Below are 19719 nucleotides of genomic sequence, written 5' to 3'. Positions count from 1 at the left end.
TTCCCTCTATGAATGAAGCGTCAGCGGGATGCTGACGCACATTTTTAGTGTTTCGGGCGTTCCAGCGCTTCTAACAGTTCCGGGAAGAAGTCTTGTAAAATTTCAGGCGTCATCAATTCAGGATATTGCATCAAATGTTCACGGATGCGCTCATTCACGTCGGGAATTAACTGCTGAGCAGCGTGAGTGGCATTCACTTTTTGCTTCTTCATAATGCGCAAAATGGCGTCGGGCAAGCTGTCTTCATCATCGGTATCGTCCGCCATCTCCAGCGCATCCAGCTCGTCAAACATCTCCATGAGCTCTTCGGTTTGTGGCGTACGCGACTCATATTCGCGCGGCTGTTCTTCCTCAAGGTAGCGCAGCATGGCGCGCATCGGTGTGCCATCTGGCGTAGAAGGCGGCTCAGCCGCAAACCAGTTCAGCAACTGATGCATGGTGACCTGATGCACATGGTAGCCGCTATCGACCAGCTCATCTGCGAGCAACTCGGCAGTTTCATTCTCAATCAGGCAGATATGCGTTTTGCTCGGTTCGTATTGTTCAAGCCATTGGTATATCTCTTCAATTACACCGTCTTCGTACTCGAATTTTTTGTTGATATAGCTGCCATCCGGGTCGTGTACGCAGGCTTTTATGAGATCGGGATCGAAGTAAATCGCAATGTTGAAGCCTTTCATACGTGCAGTCCTGTGTGATTCTAAAAACTCACTATAACGCTGGATGATGCGTTAGGAAACGACAGGGATCAGCAGTTTGCTGCGGCACAGGTTACGCGAACAATTAGCGTTCTCGCCGTGGTGATTTTTTACGTGTTGTCGTAAAGAAATGAGAAACGATTCAAAGGGGTAAAAGACGTAGCGCTAAATTTGCGGAGAAACGGCGGGGAAAGGGGGAATAAGCGCATGACATCCTGTTCATACGCTTAAATTTATTCGATCAACATGCGATTAAGAAATGAAGTTTTTGCCTTGCTTCAATACCACATCACACGCTTTGGTTTTCAGCTTCTCGCCCATGGTTGAGTTGCTCAAGGTTTGCAGATTCAACTGCTGACCGTTACCGGTATTCAGCAAACCGGCTACGCCTTGCTGGTAATCGGTTTTCTGCTCTTGTGCGGTTGTGGTATTCAGGCCCAGCTTGCTCAGTACCTGATCTTTCACCGACTGCACATTGTTTTTCACCACATTGTGCTCAACACAATATTGCATCACGCCTGCTGCGTTGGTCATGCTGTTGGCGCTAACTGCTTTGTCACCGCCATTGAGTAAACCGGTGAGTGATGACAGCGATAAGCCACTGTTCTGCGTGCTTTGTGTATTGCTGGTGGAAGTGCTGTTGTTCTGCTGATTCAACTGCGACGCTGCGCTGCTGAGTTGATCCTGCCAACTTGCTGCCGATGCGCTACCTGCTACGAAAAGCGCGGCTAAACCCCATCCCAAATTTTGTAACTTTTTCATCTCAACCTCAGTCATTTAATTATCTTCACTGGCTCTGGCCAATTCAGAGAAGTCTGAACGATAAAAGTTCAATTAAATACAGGGTGCTTATCCTTTTGAGAATATTCTGCATGAATCTGCTGTTGTTTTAATCAGTGTCGATATAAGCATTGGTTTGTATTTTATAAAAGTGGCTTGGACGTGCCTTTTATTATTAAAGTGCCCGGTCTGAAATATTAATTAATATTTATTAAAACTTAGATATAAACAAGTGCGCTTAGTCCTGGGAAATGTAAATTTCGCGCTGCGTTTAGTGGATAGAATCCAGGCAGGATGCGGGTTTGGGTAACTTTGGGTGTGAAAAGTCGGCGTTGCTTATTTTCATTAATCATCAGTGAGTTAGGTTGATTTTATATTTTATGATGTTTCGCTTTTATAGTGATTTTAACGGCCTTAACATTTGGGTTTAATTTAATGCTGATCAATAAAAATTATTATTTCTTCTTCCAAACTCAAATTTATCATCTAGGCTTAATCACTGTGTCAGGCAGTTGCGGCGAATATTCATCTCACTCATAGAGATTGTGTGAATATTTAATTATCGAGAAGATATGCGGGAGAGAATATGGCTGGACAGCCGGAACACAATAAAGAAGCTGACGTCACGCTGAAGCTCGCTGAAGAGCAGATAGAGCTGACAAAGCAGAAGGTTGTGGATGGTCGTGTCCGTGTAACCCGTTCCACAACTGAGCATGACGAAGTGATCAATACGTTGCTTAATAAGGAAAAAGTTGAGGTTGAGCATGTGGCTAAAGCGCAACACGTAGAGTCCATGCCAGAAATCAGGGAAGAAAACGGCGTACTTATCGTTCCGGTCGTTGAGGAAGAAATTGTTGTAGTAAGAAAACTGGTGCTTAAGGAAGAGATCCACATTCGAAAGGTTCAGGAGACCGTGCCTTTTCAGGAAGTGGTAACTCGACGCAAGCAGCAGGTAAACATAGAGAAAGAAGACGATCGGTAATAAATAGCTAACAAGAGAGGAATAATCATGGCACACGAAAAAATCGTAACATTGTTCGATTCTGCAATTCAGGCAGATGCCGCGAAAAGAAATCTCCTGAAAGCCGGTTTTCCTGATCAAGATATCAGTTTAATCAGTGGTGAACGTTTGCAGTCAGAAGGGAAAGCTATTCGACATCCAAGCATCTGGCAGCGTCTGTTTGGTCATACAGTAGATGAAGATCAGGCGGACATTTACAGTAAAGCGATGGATAAAGGCGGCGTAGTCCTTTCGTTGCGCACCGAGGAAGAGAAGCTGGCCAAAGCAATGACCATCCTTCATTCCCATGACTCGGTTGATGTTCCTTCACGCATGAAGAGTTCGCTTACCGACTCGACACAGCAAAATGCGGGCGAACGTGCAGTAAATCCTACTGCAGGCCGTGAGTTTGCGGGCGAAACCAATGATCGCAGCCGTAGCAAAGTTGAACCACTGCGAACTTCTCTCACTGGCGATGAAAGTGAAGAGGATATTCTACGTCTGGCTGAAGAGCAGCTGGAAGTGGGTAAACGTCTGGTTAGCGAAGGTTCAACCCGTGTACGCCGTTATACTGTGACCGATGAAGTCGCAAAAGATATTTCGCTGCATGAGCAGCATGCTGATATTTTCCGTCGCTCTGTGAATGAGCCAGCGCTGACCGGTGAAGTGGACTGGTCGGAAAAAACGGTAGAAGTCGCCGAGTCGCACGAACAGCCGGTGATCAACAAAACTACCAATGTGAAAGAGGAAGTGGTGGTGCGGACAGATGGCAGCGATCGCACTGAAACAGTGAACGATACCGTACGCCGTCAGGAAGTGGACATCGACAGGAAGACACCCGCAGCGGTTGAAGGTGCGCTAACACCGAATAGCGGAAATACGGCAAGCAGTGCAGGTGTGTCACCCGCTGCGGCTGCGTCTAATCCCAATGGTGTGAACACGACCGGCAATACACCACTGAATGCGCAAACGCGTGATACCAAGCCCAGCGTAACCGAAAGGGCAGGTGAGAAAATTGGCGAAACGAAAGACAAGGTCGAAGATAAACTGAAACAACGTAATTACGACCATTCGCACTAAGTAGTCAGTTAAATGTCGCGGAGATGATTTCGCGTCAGTAGCAGGTTTAGAGCGGTTTACGTTTTAAGCTTTGCAACACCAGACAAGGTCAGCCGGAAGGCTGGCCTTGTTGCATTTAGTGGATTTACAGCACTTTCCGCTGATTTTTTCGCCGCTTAGCGCATATCTCTGTTAAAGGGGCTTGCGCGCTGAGCGTGTAACGGTATAATCCCCAACGTTTTCCGCATCCTCTTCAGTGCCGAAGTGGCGAAATCGGTAGACGCAGTTGATTCAAAATCAACCGCCGCAAGGTGTGCCGGTTCGAGTCCGGCCTTCGGCACCATCGAGAGATACGAGAACGTCCGGGACAGCCCATAAGTCCCTAAAATTAAAGCCGAAAGGCTTTTTTTTTGGTCTAAATTCGTCCGAGTACATCCGTTGCAATGCGGGGAATGGTGGGGCATAACGAGGGGACTTACTCTTCGATAGAAAATGCGCCCCTATAATACGCCTTTGAAACTATCGCTCGTGAGTGGCACAGCAGCAATAAACGCTGGAGTGATGATCACCGTACACGGGTTCTTCGCTATCTCGAGCCTTACATCTTCCCCATATCGGAACGGCTGATATTCGTTAGCTGAAAACCAGCCACTTATTAACACCAATTAAAAAGATTGATGCAGCGGGTAAGCATGACGTGGCCCACAGTTTACAACAGCGCGTCACTGCGATCATGCGTTTTGCGGTTCAGAACGATCTGTCAAGTGTGACGCCGCCTTAGCTGCATAACTAATAAGAACCGACGAAAGTCGGTTTTTTACATCCAATTAGAGAATCCGTATTAAACTTTTCCCCATTAAAATTTAGTTGAGCAGAGTGCTCAAATTATATGGCCGTTTCCATAAAGGCAGCAATTGTGAAAAATACAACTATTATTGTATCGTCCACTAAAAGTGAACATCAATTTAAAGTGCTGTTGTTCTGCCCACCGTAGTAGATGTAAACTTCAATTAATGATGTTCACTTTCCTTATTTGCAAAGAAACCATTTTACACTTTGCAGCAAAATCGCATGGCATTTGATAAATCAGTGCTGAATTTGGCCCGTATTCGTTATAGCCTTGGATCCAGTCACTATGACTATCTTGGCGTAATCGTGTCGTTGCATCGATACTTATCATGACGTTCATCGCGAAAGCGCCAGTTAAAAATCTCAATAAATCCGTTCCGCTTATCCTGCTGGAATCACCGTTTTTTAAGACAGGTTTAAAGGGCCGTTTATCCAGTGCTCAATATGAAAAGTTAGGTTCCAAAATTCTTATTGCATTTAATTACCTTAAAACAGTGAGGTGGCTCCCAGAATAATCATTAAAATCCCCCCATTAATTTAGCGCGGAAAGATGAAAGGCACATCGAGAAAATCGGAAAAATCAAGACTAGGCTCATAGATGTGGCCTGAATGAAATGGGAGAGTATTCTCAGTCATGATTATATTTGTAGATTTGGATATAGATGACGCTAGAAGTGGGAAAGCCGTTTTCATACAAAATTGCATTTATGGCTAAATTTTTGGAGTCATTTTAATACTGCGAAGATGGCCTCACTTTCTTAGGGCTACATTTGCGAGCAATATGATTATGCTTATTAATGTTGCTTGATTTTTCACACTCACAAGCAGGATGAGCGAAAATCATTTTTCAACGCTAAATAATTTTTAGCTACGTAAAATTACTTTAAGCAATATCAAGGATGAGAGTATGTACGCATGCAGGAAGCAGTCGTGGCGGTATGCTGCGCTCTTTATTCTGGGGAATGGAGTATCTTCAGCCTCCGCTGCTGTATCAGAGTCGCCAGGGCCCGTGCAACTGTCTGCCGCTCCGTTAAAGTACCAGGTACTACGGCCTATCATGATAAGACCAATAACTTAACGGTAATTGTTGATGAAAAATCCGGGCGAGTTGTAACTGTTGATTTTGGAATCATAAAGCAATGAGTAGACTAGGTAATATAGCGTTAACTGATTATGACTTAAGACAACTTGAATTAATGCGGGGTATTTTGAAAGCGTATGATGCGGAAAAGATCTCATTAAGTGATGTGATAAACAAACTGGAAGGCTTGTTTGAGTGTTTACAGTTTTCAGATAATGAGTGGAAAACAGACTTTCATACCCATTGGTTCACATTAGAGCAAGTATATGCTGTTGCTTTAGATAGAAATGAACCATTAAGCTATTATGAATCTTATCTTATTGATTCAATGGGTGAATTAAGAAATTTACTAACAGTATAATGTTGAAAAAACCCCGGCCAGTTGACCGGGGTTTTTGCTGTAGAGCAATAATGCACTCAGCAACATTATCGAGAACAAAGCCTTAAGGCGCGGAACTGTGCCGGGCTGGGCGCGAAGGCCTGTTCGGCCAAAATGTACGCACATCGCAATGAGCTGCTGGCCGGCTTTGCGGGGCTCTTTATAACATTTTTATCAGTATTTTATAAAAAAGGAGTTTTTAAATGAAGACTTACTATCTAAAAAAGAATTTACCGTCAACCATTAAGTTAATGTGTATTGTTTCGACCATCCCACTGCTTGCATCTTGCACAGGACTTAATTCATTGTATCCTAAGTTTAAAAATTATCATGGAGCTGACTCCGCCGTACTTTACGTAAAGGATGATGGATGTAACTATTCAATTTACACTTTCTCGCTCACTAATGAAGGATGTTATGAGAAAAAAGAACGACGTTTATTAACCCGAAACCTCTTTGTTAAAGGTTCAGATTCCCATGCATTTGAATATACCATTAAAGCGGGTGAGAATTATGTAATTGGATATCAAGAGCCAGGTAAGTTTGTTTACCGCAGTTTTATACCTGAATCTGGTGTTAGATATGCTCTATTGTCCAATGCATTGGTGAAATTGATTGATAAACAAGGAGTTAATGATGTAACCATTGAAAAAATAAATGATCATCATAAAAAACCGGCGTTAATTCATGGCTGGAATATTAAAAATATCTGCCCGGACATTTTTGGTTATCGCCACGTAGATTAATATTCATTAGTAACATCATCATAAGTCCCGACTGTTGCGGCAGGATTTTATTTTATTGGCGTCTAATAACGCGCCCGGTGTTATTGCAGACAACAAAGCCGCAGCGGTAAAATAACCGCCGCGGCCGATGCCGATAATGCACAACTGGACAACGGCGTATTCGCTATCATCGGTGGACAACTGTAGATTGTCGGCAACCAGCTGATCGGCAGGAGCCTAATGGATAGCACAAGCGGCGGGGCGATGGGCGAATATATCTCTCAGCAGATGTATCCGGGCGTTGACCGTAAATTCCGGGGTCTGAAGCCCAACCGTACGAAAACGTACGCTAAGTATGTTTTTAAAGTAAACAACTGTATATTACAATCCATCGACTAATACATTTGCAGTAAAACGAACGGATGATTTTCCTCGAACTATGTTCAGACCAAATCCTGCGGATCATGGTTTTGATACAAATTTGGATTATTTCAATGCGCAATAAAAATGAGATTTATTTATGTCGAGTGTGCGGACTTGAGCAATTAGATCCCCCTTGGGGGGATGACGGTAAAAGTGCAACTTTTGATATATGCGATTGTTGTGGTGTTGAGTTTGGATATGAGGATGCAACGTTGAGCGGGATTAGACGATATCGCGAGAAGTGGCTAACTAACGGAGCCAAATGGAACACAACAAAATCGATACCAGATAATTGGATGCTACATCAGCAGTTAAAGAAAAGTAGGTGTTTCATGGCTTTTATTTCTGATTGGCTACTGTGCAATTTTAATATCGTTAATCCTCTTTATAGGTCAACTAGGAGTGTCATTGTATTTTTATTTTATCGATGGCGAATGGTTATTTAAATGGAGGGGTGATTTGTACATTTCATTAACTAAGGGATGCGTTACTGGTTTATTCTTAGGTATGGGTTTTTGGGTAAAAGCAAAATTACAGGAAAAAATAATAAAAAAGGTCTATTGGAATGAAAAAGGCCCAATAGTCAGTAATTGACTATTGGGTATTCATTCACAATAGAATTAATGCCCTGTATTCCAGGGCATCACAAAATACTATTTATAAACGGTTGCAGTGCCGCGAATTTTGTCACCTTCGTTACCTGAAGTAATGACAAAATACTTCCCACCCAACTCATCAGCTTTCTGTGAAATATCTTTCATAGCATCTGATGGCGCAGTGTATTCTTTGGTTGTGCTGACTTCACCCACTTTCTCATACTGTTTTGCCTCTTCTTTAGTGATCTCTTTTGCAGCAAAAGCAGATGAGCACATCAGAGTTGTTAAGGCCAGAGCTATCATGCTAACCGAAATTTTTCTCATTATTTCACCCTTATGATTTGAAAGGAAAGACATCTTGAAATGCTATGAAATGATTAGCCGAGGTTTCGTTTAAAGCAAATAAATAAATATTATTACTCAACTGGCATTTTAACTGCGGGGTAGGAGATTCATTCAGTCTAACTGAGCATGTCACCATACATAGATGGTGGATTAAAGGTGATCTGTCTCTTTATTACAAATCCCTTACAGCTCCAAATTTTCTTAACATCAGTAAGAATGTTCCTAATGGCGAAATTCCGAAAAAAACAGCAAATACTCGGTTTGTTATAACTGATTGATTTTAAGTTTTTTTTATTTCTACTCTTTATTTATGAAACAATTATTACCTATTAATAAATGCTGTAAATTCAAGAAAATAAGAGATGTTTGGTACTCATGAATCTTGTCAGCTCATAAGTTTGATTTTATTCAAAGAATTGTGAAGTGCCTTACTAATTCCTTACATTGATGTTGCTGAAATTCAAATTGTGACTAAGTTAAATATCAAAATGTAAATAAAACAATCTTATCCTCGGGTTATGTTTAATTCTTAAACTGCACGGGCCTTTCTCTACTTGGATGATTTTTTGTTTTGCTGCCAGAGATAATTCAAATTCCCTACTAACCACTATCCGTCTTAACTTTAGTGATCTGGGAATTTTTGAAAAATTATTGGACGAGTGTGACCGCCTGTTCTTAACCCTGTTTAAGAGAAAGTCCCATGCGCAAAATAATAGCTTTGGCCATTTTATTTAATACCTCATCAGCATGCGCAAGTGGACTTTATCTATATGAAATTGGTACTGATGATATAGGTCTGGCCGGTGCAGGTCAGGCGGCGCGTGCGCAGGATGCCTCAACGCTCTTTACCAATCCTGCGGGCATGACAATGTTGCCTGATAAAATGCTCACGGTTGGTGCGCAGGCACTGTATGGCGATGCCCCTTACCGCTTGGACGATGATGCACAACTCAGCGGCAACAGCCCCGGCAATGTCATTGGCTGGTTTCCCGGCGGCAGCGCTTTTTACACGCAACGGATCAGCCCAACCGTGAGTGCCGGATTAGGATTTTATGGCAACTACGGCCTCGGCCTGCATTTCGGCGACTGGGCCGGGGAAAACCTGATCAAGGACAGCACGCTCCTGGCGGTTACCCTGATGCCCGCGTTGGCCTGGCAACTCAACGATGCATTTTCGCTGGGGGCAGGGGTGGGTATTAACTATGGCCTGCTAAAAATAAAGCGCGCTCGTGGCGATGAACTGTCCGACCATGACTGGGCGCTCAACGGAAAAGTGGGTGCGCTGTGGCAGTTTAACCCGCAGACGCGTGCCGGATTAACCTATACCAGCCGGACAAATTATCACTTCAACGTTAACAACACTGTCCGGCTTGACCAGCTCAATAATTCCCCTTCCTGGACATTACCCATCGCGGCCACCGTCAATACCCCGCAGCAGATCATGCTCAGCCTTTTCCATCAGCTGAATGAACGTTGGGCTGTAATGGGTGATGCGGGATGGCAGGACTGGAGCGATTACGGCAACAGTGAAATAACCGTGGCAGGCAATCAGGTGGGCGACAACGGGCGTCTACGTGATACCTGGCACCTCGCACTGGGCACACAATTCAAACTCACTTCTGACTGGACACTGAATACCGGCGTTGCCTTCGACAGCAGCTTTTACCGCAGCCAGCAGGATACCTCTCTGACGATGCCGTCCGGCGATACCTGGCGCTGGGGCGTGGGTGCGCGTTATCAACTTGATCCTGCCAGCAGCATCGGCGGCGCCTTCGAATACGCGCACATCGACTCCTCACACGTCTCCTCTCCGCTGATTAAAGGGCGTTATGACAATCCTGCTCTCTACTTTTTTGGCATCAATTACAGCCGGACATTCTGACCCGACTCACTAAGGAGGCACACCACATAACTTAATGTCGAACGATCTGACCGGGCGGGCGAACCCTTTGCCTTTCCTACGAGAGTCCACTTATCTGGAGCACAGAAATGTCAAAAGTGCCATTTTGCAAATCGCTGCTCGCCTCAATGTTATCTGTCGCCTGCTGTGCGACCAGCGCTTATGCAGCCCCGGCAAGTAATACCACGACGGCGCCGGAGCAAAATAATCAGAAGCCCAATATCGTTGTGATATTCGGTGATGACATCGGGTACTGGAACGTCAGTACCTACAATCAGGGAATGCTGGGCTATCAAACGCCCAATATCGACAGTATTGCGGCCGAAGGTGCCAAGTTCACTTCTTATTACGCGGAACAGAGTTCCACGGCTGGCCGTTCTTCGTTCATTACCGGTCAGATGCCATTCCGCACCGGGATGAGTAAGGTCGGCATGCCTGGTGCGCCGCAAGGGCTGCAAAAGGAAGACCCGACCATTGCCAGCGTTCTCAAGCAGTTGGGTTATGCCACCGGTCAGTTCGGTAAAAACCACCTCGGCGATCGCAATGAGTTTCTGCCTACCGCACATGGCTTCGACGAGTTTATGGGCAACCTGTATCACCTGAATGCGGAAGAAGAACCAGAAAATCCGGATTACCCGAAAGATCCTGAATATAAGAAGCAATTCGGCCCGCGTGGCGTCATTAAGTCCAGCGCAGACGGGAAAATTGAGGATACCGGTCCGCTGAATACCAAGCGTATGGAAACCGTCGACGAGGAAACGCTGGCGGCGAACAACGACTTTATGGAGCGGCAGGTCAAAGCCAACAAGCCGTTCTTCACCTGGTACAACACCACACGTATGCATAACAAAACGCACATTAAACCGTCCGATAAAGGCGTGACCGGTTTAGGTGACTATGCCGACGGTATGGTGGAGCACGACAAAATCGTCGGTGAAGTGCTGAAGAAAATCAAAGACCTCGGCATAGAAGACAACACCATTGTTGTTTACACCACCGATAACGGCCCGATGACGGCCACCTGGCCCGATGCCGGTATCACACCGTTCCGGGGTGAGAAAAATACAGGCTGGGAAGGCGGCTTCCGCGTACCTGCGATGGTGAAATGGCCGGGACATATTAAACCCGGAACGCTAATCAACGACATCATCGGCAGTAATGACTGGTTCCCAACGCTGGTGGCTGCAGCGGGCGTGCCAGACATTAAACAGCAGTTACTAAAAGGCTATAAAACCAGTGCCATGACCTACAAAGTGCATCTGGATGGTTATAACCAACTTGATTTCATCACCGGTAAAACTCAGGAGGATCCGCGCAAAGAATTCTTCTACTGGAGTGATGATGGCGACCTGTTGGCGATGCGTTATGGTCGCTGGAAAGCGCACTTCATGATTCAGGAACGTTCAGGCATGGATGTATGGAAATACCCGTTCGTGAAGCTGCGTGTACCGCTGATATTTGACCTGAAAATCGACCCGCTGGAAAAAGGCACCGATGGCATGGATTACAACCACTGGTTCTATGATCGTCTGTTCCTGCTGGGCGGTGCGCAGAAATATGCCACTGAGATGCTACAGAGCTTTAAAGAGTTCCCGCCACGTCAGAAACCGGGCTCATTCACCGTTTCTGATGTGTCGAAACTTATTGAGGAAGGCAGTCCGGCTACCAACTGATGCTCTGACCACACCACCGGGTGAAATTTTTCACCCGGTTTTCAGGAGGCGTTCATGAAATACAGTACAACCCTGCCGGTTAAACCCCTTCCTACGGCGGAAAAGTTCAGTGGGAAAGGGCCTGCTTACACGCGTCGTTTTCATGTGATGGCGAAACCTACTGGATCGCGTTGCAACATCGACTGCAACTACTGTTTTTATCTGCACAAAGAACAGCTTCTGGAACAGGACAGACACAGCGGCATGAGCGATGAGGTGCTGGAAACCTTCATCCGGCAGTACATCGACAGCCAGGATGGCGAACAGGTGGTGTTCTCGTGGCAAGGCGGCGAACCCACGTTAATGGGGCTGGAGTACTTCGAAAAAATCGTGGTGCTGCAAAAGAAATATCAAAAACCGGGTCAGCGCATTGAAAACGATCTGCAGACCAACGGCATTCTGATTAATGACAGCTGGGCGCGCTTTCTACGTCAGCACAATTTCCTGGTCGGCATTTCCATTGATGGGCCGGCTGAATTGCACGATCGCTACCGCGTGACGCGCAGCGGCAAACCCACCTTTGAAAAAGTGATGGCGGGCGTTGCCGCGTTAAAGCGCCATCATGTTCCCTTCAACGCCTTAGTCACCGTCAACCGCACCAATGCGCGCTTCCCGCTGGAGGTCTACCGCTTTCTGACGCGCGAACTGGGTGCTACTTACATCCAGTTTAATCCCTGCGTTGAGCCGGTCGATTTCAAGCAAACCGCACCGCAGTTCTGGCACGACGACACCATTCCGGTCATCGGTTCACGTCGCGCGCGCCCCGGCGACCTTGACTCCATTGTCACCGACTGGTCAGTGGATCCCGATGACTGGGGACGCTTTCTGATTGCTGTGTTCGAGGAGTGGGTGAACAACGATTTAGGTCGGGTGCAGGTCAATCTGTTTGAAACCGCTGTGGCGCAAACCATGGGTATGCCCGCGCAGATTTGCATCACCTCAGAGTTTTGCGGCAAAGGTCTGGCGATTGAGAAAAATGGCGACATTTTTTCCTGCGATCACTACGTCTATCCCGAATACAAATTAGGCAATGTGCAGAGCACCAAGTTGGCGCACATGGCCTTTTCCGAGCGACAAAAAGCCTTTGGTTTAGGTAAGCGGGATACGCTACCTGCTGCCTGCAAACGCTGCCCTTACCTGAAACTCTGTTATGGCGAATGCCCGAAAAACCGCATCGTCAGGAGCGAAGAAGGCGAGCTGGGAATGAATTATCTCTGTCCCGGTATCAAAGCCTTTTTTAACTATGCGCAGCCGATTCTGGTTGGCATTGCGACACTGCTGAAACCTCAGACGGTGGAACCTGCATAATGAATAATCGTGAAAAGCTGCTGGCGCTGGAAGCCAGTATGAACAAGCAGGTGATTGGACAGCAGGAGCTGGTGCGAATGCTGATCGTGGCCTTATTGTGTGACGGTCATGTGCTACTGGAAGGCTTGCCGGGCTTGGCAAAAACGCGTGCGGTGCGCGAGCTGGCTCGCCATATCGAAGGCGAATTCCGTCGTATTCAGTTCACGCCTGACCTGCTGCCCTCAGACATTACCGGCAGCGAAATCTATCAGCAAAATGCCACACGGGAAGAAGATCAGTTTCGTTTCCGCCCCGGCCCGGTGTTCGGCAATATCATCCTCGCCGATGAGATCAACCGTGCCTCAGCTCGCGTGCAGTCGGCGCTGCTGGAGGCCATGGAAGAGCGTCACGTGACCGTCGCAGGCAAAACCTGGCCGCTGCCGGGGGTATTCATGGTGCTGGCGACACAAAACCCGGTTGATCAGGAAGGTACCTGGCCCTTACCTGAAGCCCAGCTTGACCGTTTTCTGATGAAGGTGATTGTCGATTATCCGTCAAAAGAGAATGAACAGCGGGTAATGCAGCTGGTGCGCGCTGAGCAGCAGGCAAAATATCAGGCTGCTCAGCATGAAAACCCTGTACCGGAAACCGACCCGTTGCTGATAAGCCAACAGGATATCGCCGAATGCTGGCGTGAAATCGCCACGGTTTATGTGGCGCCAACCGTAGAGCAGTATATCGTCAATCTGGTGGAAATGACGCGTCATCCCGATCAGGTCAGCGAAGCCTTTGCGGGTTATATCAGCCTCGGCATCAGCCCGCGCGGCACGCTTGCCCTGGATCGCTGTGGTCGCGCCTGCGCGTGGTTGGATGGCCGTGATGCGGTATTGCCAGAAGATATTCAACGCATCGCGCCGGCCGTGCTGCGCCATCGTCTGCTGCTGAGCTATCAGGCAAACGCTGACAACTGCACGCCCGATCAGGCGATTGCCATGCTTCTTAGCGCAGTGGTGGCGTAATGTCGCAGCCGTTGACGCTTGAACTGGCTGACCTGATGGCGCTGGCAGGTGACGCACAGCGACTGGATAATCCTCCGGGGCAAATCCCACCCGGCGCATTAACCGGTGAGCGCGTGTCCCGCCAGCAGGGACGTGGCCTGAACTTCGATAGCTTACGCCGCTATCAGCCGGGTGATGATGTCAGGCTGATTGACTGGAAGGCCACAGCGCGCCTCCGCTCACCGTGGATCCGCCTCTACAATGAGGAGCGCGAACGACCCGTATTCATCCTTGTGGATCAGCGTCTGGACATGTACTTCGGTACCCGCCTGCAGATGAAATCGGTCGCCGCTGGAAACATTGCCGGATTGCTGGCATGGCGAAGCTGGCATGACGGTGATCGACTGGGCTGCGCGATATTGGGTGATGATGAACTGGCGCTGCATCCCTGCCGTGCGCCGAAACGCAACCTGATGCCCATTCTTACTGACGTTCAGCGTATGAATGCTCAGCTTCCCGCGCATTATGCGCAAAACCATCGACAAAACGTCTCCCTGTCAGACGCGTTGCAACGTATTGTCCGCCTGCTGCCCTCCGGTAGCTGGCTGGGGATCATCAGTGATTTTCACGATCTGGATACACGCTGCGATGCGGTGTTGGCTCACCTGCGTCGCCGCTGCGAAATTACCGCCTATGTCACGCTTGATGATCTTCATCGCCGCCTGCCGCCGCACGGTCAACTTGCGGCGTATTACCATGACGTAAGCACCGCGCTCAATCTCACTTCTCACCTCAGCGATCGCATTCAGCAAAGCGTAACCGAGCGTCTGTCGCAGCAGCAACGGCGGTTACAGCGAATGGGGATCACGGTGAAAACTATCGTGACCGGTAATGCAGTTCTGCCGCAGCTACAGCAGGAGGATGCGCATGCTGGCAAAAGGGTTTAGCACACCGGAACTGGCGCATCCTGCTCTGCCAGCCGCCGCCTCATGGTTCCCGTTACCGGCAGGCTGGGCGGTGCTCGGCGTGATGCTGTTACTGGCGATGTTCATTGCCCTGCTGATATGGCTCGCACGCTTTCGTCGTAATCGCTGGCGGCGCGAAGCGCGAAAACACCTTGCTCAACAGCAGGTAGATGGCTGGATAACATGGGTTAAGCGGGTGCTTCTGGTGCAACACTCTCGCGCCCAGGTCAGCCAGTGGCAATCGCCGGAACAACTTCTGGCGCAGACCCCGCTGGATGAAGAACTGCGCGCGCTGATGTGTCGTCGCTACTGTCAGCCAGATAATCAACTCGAAAGCGCTATCAATCAGCGTATCTCACAGCAGTTACGCCACTGGCTGGAGACGCTGCCTCATGTCTGAGTTTTTATCACGGATCGACTTTGTCTGGCCATGGGTGGGCGTGCTGCTGTTTTTACCGCTGATTACTCATTATCTGATCCCTGCAAAGCAGCCGACGAGTGAACAGGTGAGGGTGCCTTTTTTACCTGAACTGGCTGAAGCCCTGCAACTCTCGGCGCCAGCACCACAAGCCAGTTGGCGTCATCGGCTGCTGTTCTGGACAGTATGGATTTTAATGATTGCTGCGCTGGCCCGGCCTGAATACCTGATGCCGCCGAAAACGGTGATAAAACCCATGCGCAACATCGTGCTGATTTTGGATGTTTCCGGTTCAATGGAGAAAAACGACGGGCAGAATGGTCAGACGCGCTTACAGGCGGTGCAGCAAACGGTGCGCACTTTTATCAGCCAGCGCAAAAATGATCGCATCGGTCTGGTGATTTTTGCCAGCCAGGCGTGGCCATTTGCGCCGATCAGTGAGGACAAACAGGCGCTTCAAGCGCGCATCAGCCAGCTGGCACCGGGCATGATTGGTCAGCAAACTGCGGTGGGGGATGCGCTGGGCGTGGCGGTGAAACTGCTAGATCACAGCCTCGAAGCCGACGCGTCAAAAATGGCGATTCTGCTGACAGATGGCAATGACACCGCCTCTCAACTGCAACCCACGCTCGCCGCGCAGCTCGCAGCCGCGCATCACGTTATGGTGCACACCATCGCCTTTGGCGATGTAAACAGCAGCGGCGAGGATAAAGTCGATACGGCGCTGCTGGATAACATTGCCCATATAACCGGCGGTAACGCCTGGCGCGCCGCTACCAACCGCGACGCACTCGCGCAGGTCTGGCAGCAAATTGATGCGCAAACGCCGGAACAGGTTAAAACAGTGGGCTTATCCTGGCATCGTCCGCTGTTCGTCTGGCCGTTAGCCCTTGCGCTACTCGTGTTACTGCTGTTTGCCATCAGCAGCACAATGATGAGGCGACGTGCATGAGTGATTTCCATTTCCTCTATCCCTGGCGATTACTGGGTTTGCTGCTCTGTCCGCTGCTCTATTTTTTGGCTCAGCATTCAGGAAGTGCCTGGCATCGTGTCATGGAAAAGCCTTTTGCGGCCGCGTTGATTAAAGGTCAGCGTGTACGGGCGCGACAGGTGCTGCCGTGGCTCTTTTGCCTGGGTGTATTGGCTTTAGCCGGTCCGAGCTGGCAACGAGACTTGCCCGCCGCATTCACGCCCGAAAACAACGTGATGGTGATCATGCAGCAGGATCTCAGCATGCTGGCGCAGGATGTGCCGCCTGACCGCCATCAGCGCATGCAGCAGAAAATCACCGCACTGATGACGCAAATGCCCGGTAGCCACTTTGGTTTAGTGGTTTACAGCGCTGATGCCTGGCTTACCACGCCGCTGACCAATGATGCCGATTTTTATAACCTGTTCCTGACGGCTCAACAGCCGACACTGGTGCCGCAGGGTGAGGGTTCAGGGCTGCGTCAGGCGGTCGCCCTTGCGCTTAAAAATCTGCCCGCAACACCTGAAGCTCCACGCGCGCTGATACTGGTCGCTGATAACGTAGGGCAGCAGGACGTTGAGTGGCTGCGGCAGCAAAATCTGCCTCTCCAGATTTGGGTAGTAGGCACGGCAAACGGCGGCAGACTGCCGGAAGCGCAGGCGTCGCAGGGCATCGATACGCGTCTCAATGTCGCGCGCTTTGAGCAAATCCGTGATGGCGGCATTCCGGTGACGCTGGTCTCTGCCGAAGATGATGACCTACGCGCGGTCAGCGGACATATTCAGCAAAGCGTGACGGCGCAGCAGAACAGCCGGCAAGATTTGCAGTGGAAGAACAGCGGCTATCTGTTGGTCGTCCCAATGCTGATGCTATTACTGCTCTGGCGACAGCAGCTGCTCTGCCTGGCTGTCGTGATGTTGCCCTTACTGATCTGGTCTCCCGCCAGTTCAGCGGCACTTCTGGACGCCTGGATACGCCCCGACGTGCAGGGACAATTTGCCTTTAATCACGGTAACTATGCAGCAGCCGCCCAACGCTTTCAGGATCCGTTGCGGCGGGGGATTGCCTTCTATTACGCGCAGGATTACGTCTCGGCGCTGGGGGCTTTTCGTCAGGTTCCTGCCACCCCTGAAAGCCTGTTGTGGATAGGCAACTGCTACGCACAACAGAAATCCTGGCAGCAGGCGCTGAACAGCTACGATCAGGCGCTGAGTTTACGACCCGAATGGGCAATGGCTCAGCAAAACCGGGCGAAAATTGCGCATATCATCATGCAGCTGCGGCAAAAAGAACGCGACCGCCAGGCCGATCAGCATGAGCAGAAAGATGAAGATCCTGACGCCATTAAACACGATCTCAAACCCGATCAGGGCGTGAACCAGCTGGATATGAAGCCCATCGCGGGCGCTGCGCCCTCGGCTGAACAGTGGTACAGCAATCTCACCCTTTCGCCCGGCGGTTTGCTGGAAAATCTCTACCGCTCCACACCGGCGGAGGCACCATGAAGCGACTTATCGTTTGTCTGCTGTTGCTGCTAAGCCTGCCGGTACGGGCTGAAATGGCCATGACGCGTGAACTGGTTGCTCCTGATCAACTGGTGCCGGGCCAGCCAGTAACGATTGCTGTGACCTTCTGGACGGACAGCTGGTTTAATCCGCCGCCGCAATGGCCGGAAATGGTCATTGAAAACGGTAACTTGCTTAACACGCCGCTGCCCAACCAACTGGTAACACGTAATCGCGGCGGTATCAGCTGGAGCGGCATCCGCATGGAACGTCAGGTGATGGCGTGGGATCAGGGCGAGCTGCGTTTTCCTGCTACAGACGTAGTGATACGTTCCGCGAATCAGCCGCCGAAAACGGTGTCGCTGCCGGTGCTGCAGAAGTCGGTCAGCTGGCCCGCCGATGTGCGTCAGCCAGACCGTTTCTTGCCAGCCAGCAGGCTTGAACTCTCGCAGCAATGGCGACTTTACCGCGCCTCAGAGGATAAGCAGTTACATGTCGGTGACGTCATTGAGCGCGTTGTAATAGTGCGCGCGACCGATGTGATTGCCGTGCAAATCCCGCAACTGCTGTATGCCATTCCCGGTTCCGGTGCGCAACGCTTGCCGCCGGTAAACAGCAACCTGACGCAAGGGCGAGATGAGATCGTCGGCGCACAGCGTGAAGAACGGCTGCGTTATCTGCCCTCTCAGTCCGGCGAACTGGTGATCTCACCGTTGCGTTTACGTTGGTGGGATACACGCCAGCATCAGTGGCAACTGGCTGAATTACCCGGTGCGCATTACGCCATCGCCGCTGCGCGTCCGGCTGGCAGCGAACAGGCGTTGAAAGCCCGCGCCCCGACCAACTGGAAGTCGTTGCTGGTGGGATCGATGATCGTGCTGGCGCTGCTGCTGCTGGGCTTCTTTTTCCGACGCCTCCTTAGCCAGAGCCTGCAACGGCTGGTTCAGCGCACGCGTGAATACTGGCGGATTGTCCCGCTACCTGACCTCATTCCGACCAAAAGGAAAAAATGATGAAATTAAAACCCCTGCTGGCATTGCTGATTACGGCTCATCTTGGTTCGGCGTTTGCGGCAGACGATCCGCTCAGTGCCTGGAATAGCGGTCATGCAAAACAGGCTATTGAAACGTGGGTGAAGGAAACCACCTCATCGAATAGCAAAGACTTCATTCCTGTCAGTCAGCGTTATGTGGTGTTTGATAATGACGGCACATTGTGGCCGGAAGCGCCGCTGACGTTTCAGTTGCAGTTCGTGATTGATGAAATCAAACGCCTCGCCCCACAACACCCGGAATGGAATAACGATGCCTTAGTGCAGGCGGTAATAAACAACGATATGAAAGTGGTGATGCAGTCGGGCAAAAAGGGGTTGATGCAGTTGATGGCTCTCACGCATAGCGGCATGACGACGGAAGAATTTAGCCAACGCGTTAGCAACTGGGTCGATAATCATCGACATGCGCGTTTCGGCTGCCGTTATGACCAGCTGGGCTATCAGCCGATGCGCCAGCTGCTGGATTATCTGCGGGATAACGGTTTCAAAACCTGGATTGTGTCTGGAGGAGGCATCGATTTTATGCGCGTACTCGCCGAAAAAATGTATGGCATCCCGCCCGAACAGGTTGTCGGCTCCTTTTCGCTGAGTGAGTTCTCTCTGACAGATAACGGTACGCAGCTGCGTAAAACCATGAACGGCGCCTTTTATGATGATGAAGCGATGAAGCCGGTCGCCATCCATCTCTTTATGGGGCGGCGTCCGGTCGGTGCGTTCGGTAACAGCGACGGCGATGTGCCGATGCTCCAGTACGCCTCCGCCAATCCGACCTACAAAACCTTTGGTTTACTGGTTCATCACACCGATGCTGCGCGTGAGTATGCTTACGACGCGCATCCGCCCGCCAGTGGAAAGCTTATCAGCGGGCTAAGACTGGCGCCCCAAAAGGGTTGGGTCATTGTCGATATGAAGAAAGATTGGAAAACGGTGTTTGACCCTTCGCAATGCGCCGCGGATCAAAGCAGTGAATAAATG

The 19719-nt window shown here is 49.7% G+C and carries 17 protein-coding genes, 1 tRNA gene and 1 pseudogene; 16 read left to right on the top strand and 3 right to left on the bottom strand.

Annotation, left to right across the window (positions count from 1 at the left end):
- Positions 1 to 44 precede the first annotated feature (44 nt).
- Positions 45 to 680 (bottom strand): hypothetical protein, encoded by a 636-nt coding sequence (locus MUG06_RS11540; RefSeq protein WP_243078681.1) that lies wholly within the window; start codon positions 678 to 680, stop codon positions 45 to 47.
- A gap of 270 nt (positions 681 to 950) precedes the next feature.
- Positions 951 to 1460, bottom strand: a complete 510-nt coding sequence (locus MUG06_RS11535) for a DUF2501 domain-containing protein (protein ID WP_243078680.1) — start codon at positions 1458 to 1460, stop codon at positions 951 to 953.
- Positions 1461 to 2064: 604 nt separating this feature from the next.
- Between MUG06_RS11535 and MUG06_RS11530 the strand changes: the two genes are divergently transcribed.
- From MUG06_RS11530 to MUG06_RS11505, 6 genes and pseudogenes are all read left to right on the top strand, one after another.
- A complete protein-coding gene (locus MUG06_RS11530) occupies positions 2065 to 2460 on the top strand; it encodes a DUF2382 domain-containing protein (protein ID WP_215847758.1) in 396 nt (131 codons plus the stop codon).
- 27 nt (positions 2461 to 2487) lie between these two features.
- A complete protein-coding gene (locus tag MUG06_RS11525; RefSeq protein ID WP_243078679.1) occupies positions 2488 to 3558 on the top strand; it encodes a YsnF/AvaK domain-containing protein in 1071 nt (356 codons plus the stop codon).
- Between the two features lie 237 nt (positions 3559 to 3795).
- Positions 3796 to 3880 (top strand) — tRNA-Leu (locus MUG06_RS11520).
- 169 nt (positions 3881 to 4049) lie between these two features.
- A pseudogene (locus tag MUG06_RS11515) lies at positions 4050 to 4294 on the top strand (integrase); the annotation flags it as partial.
- Positions 4295 to 5525: 1231 nt separating this feature from the next.
- Positions 5526 to 5828: a hypothetical protein gene (locus MUG06_RS11510; RefSeq protein ID WP_215847742.1), complete on the top strand. Its 303-nt coding sequence runs from the start codon at positions 5526 to 5528 to the stop codon at positions 5826 to 5828.
- Positions 5829 to 6049: 221 nt separating this feature from the next.
- Entirely contained in the window at positions 6050 to 6592 is a 543-nt protein-coding gene (locus tag MUG06_RS11505) for a hypothetical protein (protein ID WP_243078678.1), read from the top strand.
- Between the two features lie 1055 nt (positions 6593 to 7647).
- Here MUG06_RS11505 and MUG06_RS11500 read toward each other — a convergent pair.
- Complete coding sequence (locus MUG06_RS11500) at positions 7648 to 7914, bottom strand: YdgH/BhsA/McbA-like domain containing protein (protein WP_215847739.1); 267 nt, start codon at positions 7912 to 7914, stop codon at positions 7648 to 7650.
- Between the two features lie 721 nt (positions 7915 to 8635).
- On the opposite strand from MUG06_RS11500, the gene MUG06_RS11495 reads away from it, so the two are divergent.
- From MUG06_RS11495 to MUG06_RS11450, 10 genes are all read left to right on the top strand, one after another.
- Positions 8636 to 9817 carry an outer membrane protein transport protein gene (locus MUG06_RS11495; protein WP_243078677.1) on the top strand — a complete coding sequence of 394 codons (1182 nt, stop codon included), beginning with the start codon at positions 8636 to 8638 and terminating at the stop codon, positions 9815 to 9817.
- Between the two features lie 107 nt (positions 9818 to 9924).
- Positions 9925 to 11508: an arylsulfatase gene (locus MUG06_RS11490; protein ID WP_215847737.1), complete on the top strand. Its 1584-nt coding sequence runs from the start codon at positions 9925 to 9927 to the stop codon at positions 11506 to 11508.
- Positions 11509 to 11562: 54 nt separating this feature from the next.
- Positions 11563 to 12855 (top strand): anaerobic sulfatase maturase, encoded by a 1293-nt coding sequence (locus MUG06_RS11485; protein WP_243078676.1) that lies wholly within the window; start codon positions 11563 to 11565, stop codon positions 12853 to 12855.
- The gene (locus MUG06_RS11480) at positions 12855 to 13853 is read left to right on the top strand and encodes a MoxR family ATPase (protein WP_243078675.1); all 999 of its coding nucleotides are present in this window, start codon (positions 12855 to 12857) and stop codon (positions 13851 to 13853) included. Before MUG06_RS11485 ends, MUG06_RS11480 begins: the two co-directional genes overlap by 1 nt.
- The gene (locus MUG06_RS11475; RefSeq protein WP_243078674.1) at positions 13853 to 14779 is read left to right on the top strand and encodes a DUF58 domain-containing protein; all 927 of its coding nucleotides are present in this window, start codon (positions 13853 to 13855) and stop codon (positions 14777 to 14779) included. Before MUG06_RS11480 ends, MUG06_RS11475 begins: the two co-directional genes overlap by 1 nt.
- Positions 14760 to 15197, top strand: a complete 438-nt coding sequence (locus tag MUG06_RS11470) for a DUF4381 family protein (protein WP_243078673.1) — start codon at positions 14760 to 14762, stop codon at positions 15195 to 15197. The genes MUG06_RS11475 and MUG06_RS11470 overlap by 20 nt, the downstream gene beginning before the upstream one ends.
- Positions 15190 to 16167 carry a VWA domain-containing protein gene (locus tag MUG06_RS11465; protein ID WP_243078672.1) on the top strand — a complete coding sequence of 326 codons (978 nt, stop codon included), beginning with the start codon at positions 15190 to 15192 and terminating at the stop codon, positions 16165 to 16167. Before MUG06_RS11470 ends, MUG06_RS11465 begins: the two co-directional genes overlap by 8 nt.
- Complete coding sequence (locus tag MUG06_RS11460) at positions 16164 to 17690, top strand: VWA domain-containing protein (RefSeq protein WP_243078671.1); 1527 nt, start codon at positions 16164 to 16166, stop codon at positions 17688 to 17690. The genes MUG06_RS11465 and MUG06_RS11460 overlap by 4 nt, the downstream gene beginning before the upstream one ends.
- Positions 17687 to 18703 (top strand): oxygen tolerance domain protein, encoded by a 1017-nt coding sequence (locus MUG06_RS11455; RefSeq protein WP_243078670.1) that lies wholly within the window; start codon positions 17687 to 17689, stop codon positions 18701 to 18703. Before MUG06_RS11460 ends, MUG06_RS11455 begins: the two co-directional genes overlap by 4 nt.
- Positions 18703 to 19716 carry an HAD family hydrolase gene (locus MUG06_RS11450; protein ID WP_243078669.1) on the top strand — a complete coding sequence of 338 codons (1014 nt, stop codon included), beginning with the start codon at positions 18703 to 18705 and terminating at the stop codon, positions 19714 to 19716. The genes MUG06_RS11455 and MUG06_RS11450 overlap by 1 nt, the downstream gene beginning before the upstream one ends.
- The last annotated feature ends 3 nt before the right edge of the window (positions 19717 to 19719 follow it).

The organism is Pantoea sp. MQR6 (assembly GCF_022761075.1).
Classification (GTDB): domain Bacteria; phylum Pseudomonadota; class Gammaproteobacteria; order Enterobacterales; family Enterobacteriaceae; genus Pantoea; species Pantoea phytostimulans.
The sequence above is the reverse complement of the archived record's forward strand: the minus strand, read 5'-3'. Positions and strand labels throughout refer to the sequence as shown.

What these genes read in the sequence shown, in the direction of transcription:
- MUG06_RS11540 (WP_243078681.1), bottom strand. Translation starts at nt 680, where the DNA reads ATGAAAGGCTTCAACATTGCGATTTACTTCGATCCCGATCTCATAAAA.
- MUG06_RS11535 (WP_243078680.1), bottom strand. Translation starts at nt 1,460, where the DNA reads ATGAAAAAGTTACAAAATTTGGGATGGGGTTTAGCCGCGCTTTTCGTA.
- MUG06_RS11530 (WP_215847758.1), top strand. Translation starts at nt 2,065, where the DNA reads ATGGCTGGACAGCCGGAACACAATAAAGAAGCTGACGTCACGCTGAAG.
- MUG06_RS11525 (WP_243078679.1), top strand. Translation starts at nt 2,488, where the DNA reads ATGGCACACGAAAAAATCGTAACATTGTTCGATTCTGCAATTCAGGCA.
- MUG06_RS11510 (WP_215847742.1), top strand. Translation starts at nt 5,526, where the DNA reads ATGAGTAGACTAGGTAATATAGCGTTAACTGATTATGACTTAAGACAA.
- MUG06_RS11505 (WP_243078678.1), top strand. Translation starts at nt 6,050, where the DNA reads ATGAAGACTTACTATCTAAAAAAGAATTTACCGTCAACCATTAAGTTA.
- MUG06_RS11500 (WP_215847739.1), bottom strand. Translation starts at nt 7,914, where the DNA reads ATGAGAAAAATTTCGGTTAGCATGATAGCTCTGGCCTTAACAACTCTG.
- MUG06_RS11495 (WP_243078677.1), top strand. Translation starts at nt 8,636, where the DNA reads ATGCGCAAAATAATAGCTTTGGCCATTTTATTTAATACCTCATCAGCA.
- MUG06_RS11490 (WP_215847737.1), top strand. Translation starts at nt 9,925, where the DNA reads ATGTCAAAAGTGCCATTTTGCAAATCGCTGCTCGCCTCAATGTTATCT.
- MUG06_RS11485 (WP_243078676.1), top strand. Translation starts at nt 11,563, where the DNA reads ATGAAATACAGTACAACCCTGCCGGTTAAACCCCTTCCTACGGCGGAA.
- MUG06_RS11480 (WP_243078675.1), top strand. Translation starts at nt 12,855, where the DNA reads ATGAATAATCGTGAAAAGCTGCTGGCGCTGGAAGCCAGTATGAACAAG.
- MUG06_RS11475 (WP_243078674.1), top strand. Translation starts at nt 13,853, where the DNA reads ATGTCGCAGCCGTTGACGCTTGAACTGGCTGACCTGATGGCGCTGGCA.
- MUG06_RS11470 (WP_243078673.1), top strand. Translation starts at nt 14,760, where the DNA reads ATGCTGGCAAAAGGGTTTAGCACACCGGAACTGGCGCATCCTGCTCTG.
- MUG06_RS11465 (WP_243078672.1), top strand. Translation starts at nt 15,190, where the DNA reads ATGTCTGAGTTTTTATCACGGATCGACTTTGTCTGGCCATGGGTGGGC.
- MUG06_RS11460 (WP_243078671.1), top strand. Translation starts at nt 16,164, where the DNA reads ATGAGTGATTTCCATTTCCTCTATCCCTGGCGATTACTGGGTTTGCTG.
- MUG06_RS11455 (WP_243078670.1), top strand. Translation starts at nt 17,687, where the DNA reads ATGAAGCGACTTATCGTTTGTCTGCTGTTGCTGCTAAGCCTGCCGGTA.
- MUG06_RS11450 (WP_243078669.1), top strand. Translation starts at nt 18,703, where the DNA reads ATGAAATTAAAACCCCTGCTGGCATTGCTGATTACGGCTCATCTTGGT.